Here is a 13,213-nt window from a genome sequence, read left to right on the forward strand (position 1 = left end):
CTCGGCTAGCCGGCCTCTCTAGCCGGTGCTTGCCTGCTTGAACGCGATCACGTGCGAGGGCGTCATCAACGTCAGGCCCTTCTAACGGCTCATTCCTGCGGCTGTCGTTCCGTGCCGGCGTCACGCCGTCGTTCGATCAGATCCCGCATGTCCTGGATCGACTGCCAGTATGCCTTGTGACCTTGGGCGTCGGTGTAGTTTTGAAACCATTCCGCCAATTCTTTGGGCGCGCGGACATAGATGACCTCCATCGGCGTGGCTGGAGGCTTCTGTCGGCGGCGCCCCCTGCCCTTCTGAGTGTCCTCATTCTGACCGCGATCGGTGAAGCCAAGTGCTTCACCCCTTTGCACGGCCTCTCGCTCCTTCGCAGGATCTAGCGCGATTGGTCCCGTCGGGATGCCTTCGAGATCGAGACCCGGCCTCTTGGTATCTTCTCCGCTTGCCCCCGGTTTTTTAAACCCGAAGTTGCTCATGCCTTGTACTCCACGCGCAGCGCTTCGATCACGGCTTCAGCCAGGGCTTGCGCGTTCTCTTGGGCCCTAGGGAGGCCTGATGTTTCGGCCGGACTTAACTCGCGCAGCAACGCTCCGAACTCATATATGTCCCGGTAGGCGGCTCGCTCGACGAGGCCCACGCTCAGTGTCGGCAGCCCGGCCTCTTCAATCGCACTTGCAATGCGCTTGGACGTCTTCGTCGCAATCGCTGCGCTGTCTCGGCTACGTACCAACCGATACGGGATCCGGCGGCCAAGCGCTTCGCTTTCTTCCTCGATAAGTGCGACCGCTGTCGCCGCGAGTTCTGCATCAACCGGCGATTGATTGAATGGAATGAGGACCATGTGTGACCGTGCGAGAGCGCGCGAAGTCATTCGTGAGGCGGCACCCTCAAGGTCGATGATAACGATGCTGTGCGTCTCAGACAGGCGCTCGATTGTTTGGATCATCTCGCCTTCGGTCGGCCGGGGGACGACTGTGTAAGGGACGCCCTTCCCCGCCTGAGTTCGCTTCGCAGCCCACTTGGCTATGATCGCGTTCGGATCAGCATCGATGACGGCGGTCTTGACTCCGTTCTCGTGGAGCTGGTCCGCGAGCACTAGCGCAAGTGTGGTTTTACCCGCCCCGCCTTTTGGATTGCCGATCGAAATTACGGACATGGAGCCCCCCCATCAGGATTGCGCAGCCGCTTGCGAGTTAGCTAGCGCATGCGCTGTCGCAATCGATATCGCTTTAGCTTGCGGATGTCTAGCGCTTGCGCTCGCCCAATCGCTTGCCCTTGCACAAGCGCCAGCCATTGCGCTTGTGCATGTGCTAGCGCTTTTGCTAGCGCTTTTGCCTGCGCTTGCGCGGGCGCTTGCGCTTGTGCCTGTGCCTGTGCCTGTGCTTGTGCTTGTGCTTGTGCTTGTGCTTGTGCTTGTGCTTGTGCTTGCGCTTGCGCTTGCGCTTGCGCTTGCGCTTTTATGATCGCTTGCGAGGCCGCTTGCCAGAGCGCTATTTATAAGCAAGCAGCCTGCTTGCACGAGTGCAAGCAGCGGATCATAATTCTCGTCGACGGTTATGTCGCCCGCGCGTAATCCGAAGCGACGCTTAGGGCCTGCCAATCCGCCTTCGGGCACTTTTACGCCTGATGTTCGGAGAACTGCTACCGGCCGTCGCCGGCAATACCGGCGATTATTGCTGCGTTCCTGACGCTGCTCGCCGAAACCTGATTCGTACCCCAACGGCCGCAGCGGGCGCCGGGAGGGCGGGAGCTTTCGGCGAGACCGCTTGGACGTTCCGCGGCCGAAGTCGATCTGCCCAAGCACGGCGGATGCGGCACGGCTGGACAAGGCGGTGCGAACGATGCGTCGCGGCAAGCGTGACGATCCAGCCACCAAGAAGCGTCCTGCCGATGGTGACGCGCTGCGCGATATGCTGCACACGATCGATGGCACTGACCTGCGCTCATACCGCGACCGGGCGCGCTCGGCATGGTCGGTACCTTTCGCCGCTCCGAAGTGGCAGCGATCACGGTTGGGCCTATGTCTGATGGCACGAGCGGCTTGCTGGAGCAGGGGCCAACATCAAAGAATGACCAAAAGGGCAGGGGCTCAGCGTCGCCATTCCGGATGGTCGTCATCGCCGGCCTCGCCGGTAGCGTGATGGAGGCGATGTATCAGCCCGGGGGGATCTATACGAAGTACGGCGTCCTGCTTAAGGAGCTGCTGCCGCAGGGCGCGGGGCAGGGGGACTTGTTCGCCGTGGAGGATACGAGTGCGCCCGGTTTGCTGGCGGCTATGGATGGCCTCAACGATCGTTTTGGACGCGGGACGGTAGGGATCGCAGCGCAGGGGTTCGGGGCGCGCGGGTTCGATACGAAGCGAAGCCAGAAGAGCCCAGCATGGACGACCCGGATCGGGGAGATACCGATAGCGCGATAGGTGCGGGGCAGGGGACGGGTTCTACGAAAGTGGATTTTCGCTCAGAGCGTGAGGGCCATCCATCCTGAAACTAGATTTTCAGGATGGATGGCGTATATGGGGTGTGCGGTTTCATCGAGTCAGATCGGTGTCACTTACCTGAACCCGTCGCGCTGTGAACGCGGCGGGTTCAAACTTCCGGGGCTGGCGCCGTAAACAGCGCCGGCCTTTTTCTTGGAAGAAAGGGCGAAGGCCCTGTGAGACCTCCGCCCCCCGCTAAGCCGGAATTACTTCCGGCCCAGCGTGACGATCGCGACGACTAGCGAAACACCAGTCAGCACGACCATTGCGGTTTCATACATGGTCAAATCAATATCACCTCCTTTGGGTGACATGATTTGCGGCAGGGGCTGTGAACTCCCCATCGCTGTCACCCAAGGGTATCATACAGCGAGAGCGGGATTTCGTGCATTATTTGGTTTCACGATCGCGTGACCGAATGGTCTTTTGCGATCCTGACCTATGCAGGCGTTGCCACCTTGAGCTTGCGCCGGGGTGTCGGTGCTGGCGTCGGCGCGGGCGACGGTCCTTCCGGCTCTGCCTCTGGCATCTTGGGTTTCCGTCCAAGGCCGATCTGCTTAGCCATCGCGCGACGTGCCTCGCTGTAGGCCGGCGCTACCATCGGATAATCGGGTTTGAGATTATAGCGGGCGCGGTATTCCTCGGGCGTAAGCCCGTTGCTGCTCAGATGCCGGCGTAGGGTTCGGTACGGCTTTCCGTCGATCATGGATATGATCTGATCGGGCGACGCCAGCGACTTTCGCGCGGTCGTTGCCGGTGGATATTCCGCGTCGGTTGGCGCGGCGGGCTGTTGATCGGCTTCGCCCGGGGCGTCCAGCTTCACCAGGGCCGCGTGCATCGAGGTAAGGAAAGCCGGGACAGCATCGGCTTCGGGTCGGGTATTCGGGTTCGCAAGCCACGCAGCGGTGAGTTCGGCTGCCAACGCAATCCTGTCAGTCTTCTCGTCCATATCTATTCCCTGTTGCATAGCGGTGCCGATCATAACCGATCCCACCCCAAGCTGTCCAAGGTCCGCAGTTCTGGCAAAGCATGCGGCGCGTGTCGATCAGTGCAGGCGAGATTCCGGCAGCGCGCGAGGCGTCGCAGCCGAGCGATGATCGCCCAAATACGGCTTAGCGCATCGATGGACAAAAAAAGGCCGCCCAAAGGACGGCCTGGAAGTTTTAGGAGAGGATGCCTGAAAGGCCTGTCTTTGCTGCACCTGCGAAGAGCCGATCGCAAGTGCAATCGATGCAATGGCAGTTACGTCATCCAGCGGCTCGGTCCGTAGGTCCATCTGGACCTGTCATCCGGAAAACGATGGCACAGCGCACGGTGTGAGACAGGGCGAGAGCGGGGCGGCGGTGCCGCCCCGTCCTTGGTCATTCTTCCCAAAGTGGCTTGAGCCTGCGGGTCCGCTTGCGAGCGGGCCGGGGTGCGGGGGCGGGCATTCCGTGTGCTGCGATCTCTGCCTGGATGCTTGCCAGTTCAGCCAGCCATGCCTGGGTGCGTGCGGTGTGCGTGTGCATGTGAACCTCCGTCTGTTCGCCTAAGACGGGTGCGGCCGACGGTCGGTCGGGGCCGGAGTCACAGGACCGCGCAGCGGCCGCGAAGCGGGGCGTGGGGGTGCCGATTTTGTCGCGGCCGGAGTGAAGCGCAGCGAAAACGCAGGCCGCGGCAAAATTGGGGGCACCGCGCATCCTTGACGCCGGCCCTGACCGATCGTCACGATAGAAGGGCGTCGACGACAGAGTTTTGAAACGCTTGGGGGGTACGCGACGACTGATGAGTGTGCCTACTGCGATCGAGCTGCGCGCAACGCTGGTGACGGTGATCGCCGGCGCCAGCGAGACCCCTACTGCCCGATGGGACGCGCTGGTCGGATTGGTCGAAATTCTCTCGCTCGCTTACCACCCGCGATCCAACTGGCGGGTCGAGGTGAGCGGGACGCAGGACGACCGCCGCTGGATCGAAGCGGCGATCGAGCTGGTCAGAGCCGAACATCCCTATGTGACCGGGAAAGGAAGTCCGGGCCTGTAGATCATCCTCGCTAGGGCTTGACGGTCTGCGATCGGAGGATGGCGGCGGTCAGCTCGTCGCTGTCGATCTCGCCGGCGACGTAGCGGGCGTTGAGACGCTCGATTTCCTCGGAGAGGATGCCGCCTTCGTGGCGGACGTTGCCACGAGCGAAATCGACTTCACGGTGACGGCGTGTCCGCTCGCTTGCGCTGATCTGGTTGATCGTTTCGACGGTCATGATCCGATCCTTTCGGTAGATGGTGGTATACCCCGGCGACTGAGCGCCGGGGCGGAAGGTCATCGCTCATCGGTTCGCATGATGGTGAGGACACGGACGGTCTGGAAGGGATCGGACGGATCCTCAGAACCAGCGGTGAGGTCGAGATTGTAATAGTCGATCTTCCAGTAGCAGGGCACGCCCGCGAACTCGAACTTGCCCATGTCGCGCTCGCCGTGCGGGTTGATGGCGTTGTCGAATGCGTCGAAATCGCGCACCTCACGCAGGATCTGGGCGCGGTTGCGCCATCCCCGAAACAGGCTGACGTCGCCGATAAGCTCGGCAATCCCGATAGTCATCACGACGCGGTTGTTGCCGGGTGCGGTGATGTGTTCGCGTAGCCAGTCGTTGAGCTGCGCGATCTCGGTTACGCCACCCTTGGCGCGGTCTGAATGCGGCGTTTGCTCGGCCATGATGGTCTCCTCGTCCTGACCCCGCCAATCGGGGTCGTTCGACAGGCGACAGGACTGCCGGGGCATAGTTCACGTAAGCGCACCCGCAGGGTCGAAACGCAGAGGAGAAGCCCGCTTGGGCGGGCTTGCGCGGGTGGACGCCCCGGCGAGGACTGAGAGCCCGAACACCCCGCTGATTGGCGACAAGGGGGAGGCCATGCCCTGATCCTGACGCTGGACGACTGTCGCGATCGGGGCGTATCGTCCGGCCATGGAAACGGCTGCCGACATTGTCACCCTGTGGCCCCGCTGGATGGAGAGCGCGGGCGAGATGCTGCGCATGAATGCTCTGGTCCGGACGCGGTGCTGCGGCTGCGGGACGCTGATGCGGGCCGACCTCAACGACATCGTGGCACGGCATGGCCCCGGCTATTCGTTGATCGACAAGCTGGAGCGGTGCCGGATGGTCGAGTGCATCAGCTCGACCTTCTACCTGGCATCGCGGACCTATGGCGGCCAGTGGACGACTTTGCTGCGCGATCCGGAGCTGGTGACAGCGTTTGAGGTTCTGCCGCCTGTGCGGACGGCGCGACGCTGACCGCTCGGCTCGTCTTGGCGCGATAGGGTTCGATCTGGATCCCGCCACCAAACATTAGGCGGTGAGCAAAAAAAGGGGGTGTAAAGCCCCCTCTTGGTCAGTGCCGCAGGATCGAGACCAGCGTTCCGACTGCCGTCAGTGCGACGATGGTAAAGCCGATGATGCTGATGACCCAGGTCTGGGTTTTCATGTGCGTATCGAGCGAGCGTTGCAGCCCGTCGATCTTCTCCTGAAGCGGCTTTGTAGCGTCTCCAACCATGCTATCGATATACTCCTCAAGGCTGGATACCACCAGCTTTGCCTGTTCGTCGCTGACGTTGATTGCTTTGAATGTTTGATACAGATCGATCTGCATAGGCTTCTCCTTGTGCACGTTAGTGTGCGCAAGCGCCCCGACACGGGCTCCGGGCGAGGGGGTCAGGGACCGCGCAAGCGGCCGCGCCAGCGGGCGGTGGGGGAGCCAAAATACGTAAGGATTTTGGGGGGACCGCCGATCCTTGACGCGCTCGCCGCCACCCATGTCACAATGACAGACACACGAATGAGCCAACCCCAACCGTGCCGCAGCCGCGCATCGCGCGGGGCCGGGGCGGGCTCGATGCCCGTTCTGGCCCTGGTCTTTTTGCGCCTAAGGAAGGCGCGGGGGCCTTCCGGCCCCCACCCGGTCAGGCGAAGGGGTCGTATTCGTTCACGACGACGACCGAGCTGTCGTGATCTTCGGCGGTGATGACGGCGTACCCTGTGCCGACGGCGATGACCATGGTTGCCACCATCAGGGTCTTTGCGAGGCTCATGGCGTTTTTGCGGGCGATCCAGATATCGTTGAACATGTCCGAGGCTCCTGTGAAGCCGGCGGGGTTCATCCCCGCTCGACAGGCGCCCGACAGGGACGGGGAGGGGCCGCGATCACTTTTTTCGCTCAGCGAAAAAAGCCGTAGCGAAGCGCCCGGACCCTTCACGGGTTGATCGTATAAGGCCCCGAGCCGGCCCAAGGATTGCGCCTCAAAGAGCGGGGTGAAGCTCGCTGGCCGGAGCGTCGTGCTCAGCGCTGGGTCGCCGGTGACGTCCCCCTCGCTCACGCATGGCGGTCGCTTGTTCCTCGTAGCCATACTCTGCGTCCCCCGATCGCGTGAGAGTTCGCGTGGCTGCAAGGCCGCCCTGGCTGTGCCTGGGGTGGAAAGATGTTGCCGCTTTTCGGAAAAGGATTTCCTGCGCGCTACGCGCCCGTCAGTTGATCGTCACCCGAATGGGCCGAGACCCATAGGGGCTCGGTGGAGCGAAGCGGAATAGAGCGACGGTCCCGGCGCAGCCGGGAGACGCCGTAAATTGATCGGGGTCTTTTGACTTAGATCAACGGTTGAGCATCAATGGACCTATCAACCGAACCCTATGCTCTTGTCGTTGACGACGATGCCCTGATCCTGATGGACGCTTGCGAGATCCTCCGAGAGGCTGGCTTTCGATGTCATGAAGCGGGCACCGGGTACGAAGCGGTAACGCTCCTCGAGGTCCATGCAGACAACGTCATACTGGTGTTTTCCGATGTCGAGATGCCCGGCGACATGAATGGGTTCGCGCTGGCGCATCATGTTGCGGCGCACTGGCCCCACATCGAGATCGTCATCTCGAGCGGTCGGCGGAAACCAGAAGCTGGGGACATGCCAGACAAGGCGACGTTCCTCGGCAAGCCGTTCAACACGCGCATGGTTCACGACCATTTGCGCGAGACGCTACCCAATGGGAAAAAGCCGGTGCCTCTCACGCAGGCCGTCTGAGCTGCGGCGAACATGGAGAGAGGCCCGGAGCCGTAGCTCCGGGCCGTTCCCTCCCCGGTTCAGAAGGGGACGTCATCGTCCTCCAGACCGCCGTGGTCCTGCGTGTTGCCTTGGCTCTGGCGACCGCGGCTGAGGAAGGTCACTTCGTCGGCGATGATCTCGACGCCGTAGCGCTCGATGTTCTCGCTGTCGGTCCAGCGGGTGTAGTGGATGCGGCCTCGGACCATGACCTTCTGGCCCTTCTCGACATACTGGGCGACCGTCTTGCCAGTGCCGTTGAAGCAGGTGATGCGGTGCCATTCGGTGTCCTCGACCCGGCGACCGTCGCCGTCCTTCATGGTCTTGCCGTCGCTGTCGCGCTTTGGGCGCGAGGTAGCGAGGCTGAAGCTGGTGATCTTGGCACCGCCCTGGGTGGTGCGGACTTCAGGCGTGGCGCCGACGTTGCCGGCGAGGATGACGAGGTTCTGCATTTCGAGGTTCCTTTTTGTGTTCGCCGGGGGTTCGTCCCCTCGACTGAACACCAAAAAAGACGGCCAGGACGCCCTCTCCACCGGAGCGCGAAGCGCGTAGGGAAACCCCGATCAAAGGGGTGGTGCGGGCAGCCGCGCAGCGGCAACTCGGCCCGAATGATCGCGGGTTGGAGGGGGTGGACGGCCGGATTAGGTCGTTCAGGAAAGAGAGGGGATGAACCGCCACGGGCGGGACATGGATATGGAACCGTGTGCAGGACGCCCTTGTCGCCTCATTCGCCCGGCAGTGTCGTTGTGGCTCGACCTCGCTACCCGGGGCGGCTCTGACACCCTTCCTCGCTGGTGCATCCGCCCTGCGCCAGGGCCACTTGAAGGATGCGAGTTGCGGCGTGGACCTTGGTGCCGCCCTTGCTGTCACGGCGCGCGCGTCATGGTTGTCGAGATGACGATGGGGTGGTTCGTGCTACGCAGCTCTCCGGCTGGATGGCAGGGGCTCGGCGCGGCTGTCGTGCTGCCGACAACGCATGCCCCTCGGCATAGCGCAGCGAAGCCAGCGCGCGGACCAACGGGGTGAGGTGACGCGCTCCGTCTGGCCTGGGAGGACGGCCGGGGCAGCTTCCCGGGCCTCGCCACCAAGGAACCGCTCCGCGTCATCCATGCGGATACCCATTGGTTTGCTCTTGTGCCAATTTCGCGAGAGTTTGGGGGGCGCGGAATGACGGTTCAGAGGAAGCTTAAAAGCGGGGCAGCATGGGCAGGAAAGGTCTTGCTTGTCCTGATCGGCTGGTGCGCTGTGATGGCGCTATATCTCGCGACTTACACTCAGTTTGAACACAATGCCGTGCCGGTAATGGTCGCGTCTATGGATTTCAGTCCTGAGAGTTGGGACCAAGGATATTTCCACGCAAAGGGAACGATGGAGAACACGAACGCGGAGGAAGAAGGCGACCGTATGGTTCTCGGAAGCACCGATGTCTCCTGCGATAGGGGTGCCAAGACATGCAATGTTGCAACCGCAGACGTCTTTGACCGCTTCCTCAACCTTGACGTAACGCCTTACGACATCGACAGTTGGGACAATCGGTTTATCACCTTCCACAGCGACGCGTCGATCTGCGCTATCTCAACATGGACCATTGATCGCACGGGCAAAACGGTCAGTCTCGCCGTCAAAAAGAAGTCGCCGATTCCAGATTATGCCCTGAAGTCGCCGCTGCACCCCTGCAACGGCAAGATCGATAAGAACGTGACCCTGACGGGCGGGTTTGAAGCCTACGAGTAGCGCATCCGCGATTATGAGGGTAAGGCGGGGCTCTACTTCCATATGCTGCTGTTTGCGATGAACATCGCGTATTTTGCTTTGATATGGTGGCTGCTGCGCCGCAAGCGGGTCCGCCAAGAGCTAGTTGGCGAACAGATCTAATTGAGCGGTGCGCCACGCGCGCTCGCGTTGTTCGACAATTTGCGCGGCAAGCCATGCTTTCTGTTGGCCGATGCCCATGCCGAGCATGGGGATGGTGGCGCGGTTGCCTGCGAAGGCGAGCAGCGGCTCGCGGTAGAGACGTCCTGCCAGGAAGACGATCGGGCCGGCATGGCGAGGCCCGATCGCGCGGCGTAGCTGCCGCGTCGTCTTCTCGCCCCACAGACGCCGCTCTGCGGCCGTCAGGTCGCGGAGCGAGGCGTCATAAGGCACGACGCGCTGCGAGGGCTTCACGAGGCCGTGTGCGGCCGAGAGGATGAACCAGCGCTCGCCGGTCTCCTCGACATAGGTTCGTGCTTTGCGGAACCAGTCCGAGCGATAGAGGTCGGCCGCGCATGCGCGCCGATCGAGCTTCTGCGAAACGCAGGCCACCAGATAGACACACGGGGTCGGGTCGGCTGTTGCCGTCACGGGTCGATCAGACCCGGACGGCGCGGGCGTGCCGGGGCTCCAAGTCGATCGACGGTGAGTTGGCGATGGAGTGTCGCGGGCAGGTCGGGGATGTGGCGGCGGGCGACCGCGATCAGCGGGTCGGGTTGCGGGGCTTCGCCGTAGAAGCCTCCGAGCCAGATCGCCGGGGCAGCGTCCTCATCGTCGATGTCGCCGGTCCAGACCTGTAGGAAGAAGGTTGCAAGCGGAGCGTCCCAGCCGATCGAGACGCGGGCTGCGTCGTTCCGATAGTCGTGGCGGCTCATGGCGCATCCCCTTGCGATGGGCGGTCGGCGATCGGCGCAAGGCGCTTCTCGACATCATCGAGAGTCGCCTTGCTCAGGGCATCCACCCGGCTTGGGCCTTGGCGGTTCCTGATGTGTCGAAGGCTAGCGCTGTTCGGCTCGCTGTCATCCTTGCCGAACAGATAGAGGTCAAGCAGCTTGCTCTTCCACCGGCGTCCGTTGCGGCGTCGAAAGTCGACGAGGGTGCGTAGCTCCTCGTCGGTCCAGTCCGGCACCGCGACGCGGACGGGTTTGGAATAATCGGCCATGGTCGGCATCCTTAATCGGGGTTGGAGCCAGTGGCTCTGAGGTAGCGCAGGGAGTCCCGGCTCCAGGTGTGCGGGACCGGCTTGGGCGGCTGCTCGTGCGTCACGGTCGGGCCATCGAAGAGATCGGGCTGACGCCCGATCACGAGGGGCTGGATGACGTGGCGCGGGTGCGGGATGCAGTCGCGTGCCATCAGGCCGAGACCAATTCCGGATAATGGGCGCGGAGGTTGGCGATCGCCTGTTCGCCCTCGGGGTAGGGCGGCCGCATGATGCTGATCGCGGAGCGGATCGCGGCAGCAAGATCCGCGTGGTGGAGCACCAGGGATGCGCTGTCGGGGTACTCGACCGGGCCGGTGAAGCCGGCGTGAAACCAGCGGCCGAACCCTTTGTCGGCGAGCATGGCGTAAGCGGCCTGGGCTTCGTCCGAAGGATCGAAGCGCAACGCGAGTTCGGTGTAGCGCCCGAAATCGTGGTTCGAGGTGTCGCGCGCGAAGGTCGCTCCGGGAGGAGGCGGGCCGTAGCGTGCGATCAGCGCGGCTTGGTAGCAATCGACTTCGAGGCGGGTTAGCCGTTGGAAGTCGGGAGTACGTCCGAGTTGGGCGCAATCCTCCTCGGCTGGGATCGTGCCGATGGTCAGGGTCTCGGTCATCTTGCTGGCTCCGTGCGGACCGGGGATCGGTCGCTCGCAGCGCTCGGAGCATCCTCTCCTCTGTCGGCGCTCGGGTTCAAGGCCCGACTATGGCCGGGATCCGGCGTTGCTGATCCCCAACAGGAACGGGTCGCAGGACGCCTCGATGTCGTCAGGCGTGAGATCCTCGCGAGCGAACAGCTCGCGATCGGACATGACCGCGCGCGGAGCGGCGGGATCGTCCGTCATTACGATATGGAAGGTTTCGCCGGCTGCCGACGCCCGGCGCAGCGCGAAGCGCCAGCAATGGGCGGCGGTCTGGAACGGATTCGGGCGTGACATGGTGTGCGCTCCTTGGCGGGTTGATGATCGATACGCCCCGTTCGGGGCGGTGTGCGGCAAGCCGCCATCGGCTCGACCGCTGGCGTACCAGCGGCCGAGCCGAAGCTCAGGCGACCTTGCGGTCGCGCTGAGCGTTCTGTGCTGCGGGTGGGGTGCCGAGTGGGCCGCGACGATCGACCACGCGGATGCCGGCCTTCTTGGCGTCGATTACCAGACGCTCGGTCACGCCGTTGCCCTGGAAGGCGATGACGTAGCGGGGTTTCAGCGAGAGCATCTGCTCGTTGCGACGGAAGCCGGCTCGATCTCCGAGCTTGCGATCGAGACCGAAGCGGACTTGCTGGACACCGTGCTGTTCGGCCCACGATGCCGCGATGCGCTCGATCCCCTTCATGTCGCCACCATGGACGAGATACATGTCGCCGACGCGCTCCCGAACCGCACCCAGGGTGCGCAGCAGATTGTCGCCAAACGCCTTCATGTCCTCGTCGGTCCGGAAGGTCAGACGTCCCCCGGCAAACACTACGGGCGTGCCCTGTGCCGTGTTGGCGTCGCGGACCCGCTCGCGCCGAGCCTGGAGGAAGGCGCGTCCGTCAACGATTGCCGACGTAACCCCGAGCGAAATGCGGTTGCCGGTCGACGGGATCCAGGAACGACCGGTTTCGCGGATATAGTGTGCCGCTGCGGTGTCGCGCATGTGTTCGTAGCAGGTGGCGGCTTCCTCGATCTTCTTCGCAAGGTCGATCTTGTCCTCGAGGTTGGAGGTGTTGATCTCCGAACCGTCCTGCTCGGCCAGGAGGAGCCTGATTTCGTCGGTGAGACGGTCGATCGTCGCGTGCTTCTTTGCCGCGGCCCGGTGGAAGAGATTGACTAGGCCCCAGCCCATCTCCTCGATGTCGCGCTCGAGCGACGTGTTCTGGAGGGTTGCGAACAGGTCGCTCCAGATTGCGGTGGTGGTCTGCTCCAGTGCCTCAGTCGAGGGTGGGCACATGCCCGAAACGTCTTCGGCGCGGGGTTCGAGGTGTCCCAGCTCCAGAGCGGAGAGTGCGGCAGCGAGGGAAGTGGTCATGGGGTCAAGCCCTTCATCTGATCGAGGCCGGCGGCCTATCCGCCGGATGCGCACCTCCTGGGCGGCCGAATAAGAGGCATCCGCACCGAAGCGCAGCGCAGGGAAACCGCAAAACCGGGGTGGTGCGGGCAGCCGCATAGCGGCAACTCGGCCCGGATTTTTGCGGTTGCGGGGGTCTCGCGGCCGCCCATGTGCCGCATCTCTCTGGCGGAAGGCTGTCGGGCGTCAGGTGGCGTCGGGCGCAGACGTGACCACGCTTGCTGCTACGTTTGAAGTGGGGCTCAACCCGAACGTCGCGATATCGTCGAGAAGTGCCTGCCCCGTTGCACACAAGCGGACCATCGCAGCTGGAGTGATCCTCAACCTTCCATCGGCGCCGATCGCGTCGACCATGATGCGGAGTTGGTCGACCAGATCCTCGCTCCGGGTCGCGGCATAGCCCGCGGAGGCCGCCACACCAGAGAACACGCCCGGGACGGGCAGGACGGAGGCATCGTCTCCATCGGGGACGAAGCGCCAGGGATCGACGTCGGCTCCTTCTGCGATTGCGCTGACATAGGTGGGATGCTCCGTGTCCAGGCTCTTCCACCCGTCGGTCGTGTGTGACGCATCGATCGCGGAGCGGCAGGCGCTGACAACATCCTCCGCCTCGACCGTGATTTCCGCACGGTAATGGGCAGGGTATTCGCAGTGGACGGTGAAGGTCTTCATGGGACCGGACTCCTGAAG

The 13,213-nt window shown here is 63.2% G+C and carries 19 protein-coding genes and 1 pseudogene; 5 read left to right on the forward strand and 15 right to left on the reverse strand.

The features are described 5' to 3' along the window. Positions 1-89 precede the first annotated feature (89 nt). The gene (locus L8K25_RS19550) at positions 90-473 is read right to left on the reverse strand and encodes a hypothetical protein (protein WP_242140674.1); all 384 of its coding nucleotides are present in this window, start codon (positions 471-473) and stop codon (positions 90-92) included. Continuing rightward, positions 470-1,153: an AAA family ATPase gene (locus tag L8K25_RS19555; protein WP_242140675.1), complete on the reverse strand. Its 684-nt coding sequence runs from the start codon at positions 1,151-1,153 to the stop codon at positions 470-472. Before L8K25_RS19555 ends, L8K25_RS19550 begins: the two co-directional genes overlap by 4 nt. Before the next feature lie 957 nt (positions 1,154-2,110). Between L8K25_RS19555 and L8K25_RS19560 the strand changes: the two are divergent. Further along, positions 2,111-2,416: pseudogene (locus tag L8K25_RS19560) on the forward strand (DUF4113 domain-containing protein); the annotation flags it as partial. A gap of 499 nt (positions 2,417-2,915) precedes the next feature. On the opposite strand, the gene L8K25_RS19565 reads toward L8K25_RS19560, so the two are convergent. Continuing rightward, a complete protein-coding gene (locus tag L8K25_RS19565) occupies positions 2,916-3,425 on the reverse strand; it encodes a MucR family transcriptional regulator (protein ID WP_242140676.1) in 510 nt (169 codons plus the stop codon). An 815-nt stretch (positions 3,426-4,240) separates the two neighbouring features. On the opposite strand from L8K25_RS19565, the gene L8K25_RS19570 reads away from it, so the two are divergent. Beyond that, positions 4,241-4,495 carry a hypothetical protein gene (locus tag L8K25_RS19570; protein WP_242140677.1) on the forward strand — a complete coding sequence of 85 codons (255 nt, stop codon included), beginning with the start codon at positions 4,241-4,243 and terminating at the stop codon, positions 4,493-4,495. A 10-nt stretch (positions 4,496-4,505) separates the two neighbouring features. On the opposite strand, the gene L8K25_RS19575 is transcribed toward L8K25_RS19570, so the two are convergent. Continuing rightward, on the reverse strand, positions 4,506-4,712 hold the full coding sequence (locus L8K25_RS19575; protein WP_242140678.1) for an antitoxin VbhA family protein: 207 nt from the start codon (positions 4,710-4,712) through the stop codon (positions 4,506-4,508). A 59-nt stretch (positions 4,713-4,771) separates the two neighbouring features. Beyond that, the gene (locus tag L8K25_RS19580) at positions 4,772-5,164 is read right to left on the reverse strand and encodes a DUF3768 domain-containing protein (protein WP_242140679.1); all 393 of its coding nucleotides are present in this window, start codon (positions 5,162-5,164) and stop codon (positions 4,772-4,774) included. 250 nt (positions 5,165-5,414) lie between these two features. On the opposite strand from L8K25_RS19580, the gene L8K25_RS19585 reads away from it, so the two are divergent. Then, on the forward strand, positions 5,415-5,741 hold the full coding sequence (locus L8K25_RS19585; protein WP_242140680.1) for a hypothetical protein: 327 nt from the start codon (positions 5,415-5,417) through the stop codon (positions 5,739-5,741). Positions 5,742-5,838: 97 nt separating this feature from the next. On the opposite strand, the gene L8K25_RS19590 is transcribed toward L8K25_RS19585, so the two are convergent. Together L8K25_RS19590 and L8K25_RS19595 are read right to left on the reverse strand one after the other, a co-directional pair. Beyond that, a complete protein-coding gene (locus L8K25_RS19590) occupies positions 5,839-6,096 on the reverse strand; it encodes a hypothetical protein (RefSeq protein ID WP_242140681.1) in 258 nt (85 codons plus the stop codon). Positions 6,097-6,406: 310 nt separating this feature from the next. After that, positions 6,407-6,571, reverse strand: a complete 165-nt coding sequence (locus tag L8K25_RS19595; protein WP_242140682.1) for a hypothetical protein — start codon at positions 6,569-6,571, stop codon at positions 6,407-6,409. A 594-nt stretch (positions 6,572-7,165) separates the two neighbouring features. Here L8K25_RS19595 and L8K25_RS19600 point away from each other — a divergent pair. After that, positions 7,166-7,516: a response regulator gene (locus L8K25_RS19600; RefSeq protein ID WP_242140745.1), complete on the forward strand. Its 351-nt coding sequence runs from the start codon at positions 7,166-7,168 to the stop codon at positions 7,514-7,516. Positions 7,517-7,575: 59 nt separating this feature from the next. Here the strand turns inward: L8K25_RS19600 and L8K25_RS19605 are convergent, their stop codons facing one another. Then, positions 7,576-7,986, reverse strand: a complete 411-nt coding sequence (locus tag L8K25_RS19605) for a single-stranded DNA-binding protein (RefSeq protein WP_242140683.1) — start codon at positions 7,984-7,986, stop codon at positions 7,576-7,578. Positions 7,987-8,752: 766 nt separating this feature from the next. On the opposite strand from L8K25_RS19605, the gene L8K25_RS19610 reads away from it, so the two are divergent. Continuing rightward, a complete protein-coding gene (locus L8K25_RS19610) occupies positions 8,753-9,268 on the forward strand; it encodes a hypothetical protein (RefSeq protein ID WP_242140684.1) in 516 nt (171 codons plus the stop codon). Between the two features lie 120 nt (positions 9,269-9,388). Here L8K25_RS19610 and L8K25_RS19615 read toward each other — a convergent pair whose 3' ends face one another. The 7 genes from L8K25_RS19615 to L8K25_RS19645 all read right to left on the reverse strand — a co-directional run bounded on the left by L8K25_RS19615 (position 9,389) and on the right by L8K25_RS19645 (position 13,195). Continuing rightward, complete coding sequence (locus L8K25_RS19615; RefSeq protein WP_242140685.1) at positions 9,389-9,877, reverse strand: DUF6884 domain-containing protein; 489 nt, start codon at positions 9,875-9,877, stop codon at positions 9,389-9,391. Continuing rightward, positions 9,874-10,161 (reverse strand): hypothetical protein, encoded by a 288-nt coding sequence (locus L8K25_RS19620; protein ID WP_242140686.1) that lies wholly within the window; start codon positions 10,159-10,161, stop codon positions 9,874-9,876. Before L8K25_RS19620 ends, L8K25_RS19615 begins: the two co-directional genes overlap by 4 nt. Continuing rightward, positions 10,158-10,448, reverse strand: a complete 291-nt coding sequence (locus L8K25_RS19625) for a hypothetical protein (RefSeq protein ID WP_242140687.1) — start codon at positions 10,446-10,448, stop codon at positions 10,158-10,160. Before L8K25_RS19625 ends, L8K25_RS19620 begins: the two co-directional genes overlap by 4 nt. Positions 10,449-10,638: 190 nt before the next feature. Then, entirely contained in the window at positions 10,639-11,097 is a 459-nt protein-coding gene (locus tag L8K25_RS19630) for a hypothetical protein (RefSeq protein WP_242140688.1), read from the reverse strand. A gap of 87 nt (positions 11,098-11,184) precedes the next feature. Beyond that, complete coding sequence (locus L8K25_RS19635) at positions 11,185-11,418, reverse strand: hypothetical protein (RefSeq protein WP_242140689.1); 234 nt, start codon at positions 11,416-11,418, stop codon at positions 11,185-11,187. Positions 11,419-11,524: 106 nt separating this feature from the next. Then, positions 11,525-12,484 carry a DUF2493 domain-containing protein gene (locus L8K25_RS19640; RefSeq protein ID WP_242140690.1) on the reverse strand — a complete coding sequence of 320 codons (960 nt, stop codon included), beginning with the start codon at positions 12,482-12,484 and terminating at the stop codon, positions 11,525-11,527. A 225-nt stretch (positions 12,485-12,709) separates the two neighbouring features. Then, positions 12,710-13,195, reverse strand: coding sequence for a hypothetical protein (locus L8K25_RS19645; RefSeq protein ID WP_242140691.1), 486 nt, complete (start codon positions 13,193-13,195; stop codon positions 12,710-12,712). Positions 13,196-13,213 lie beyond the last annotated feature (18 nt).

Source organism: Sphingomonas sp. TREG-RG-20F-R18-01, from assembly GCF_022662475.1.
Lineage (GTDB): Bacteria > Pseudomonadota > Alphaproteobacteria > Sphingomonadales > Sphingomonadaceae > Sphingomonas.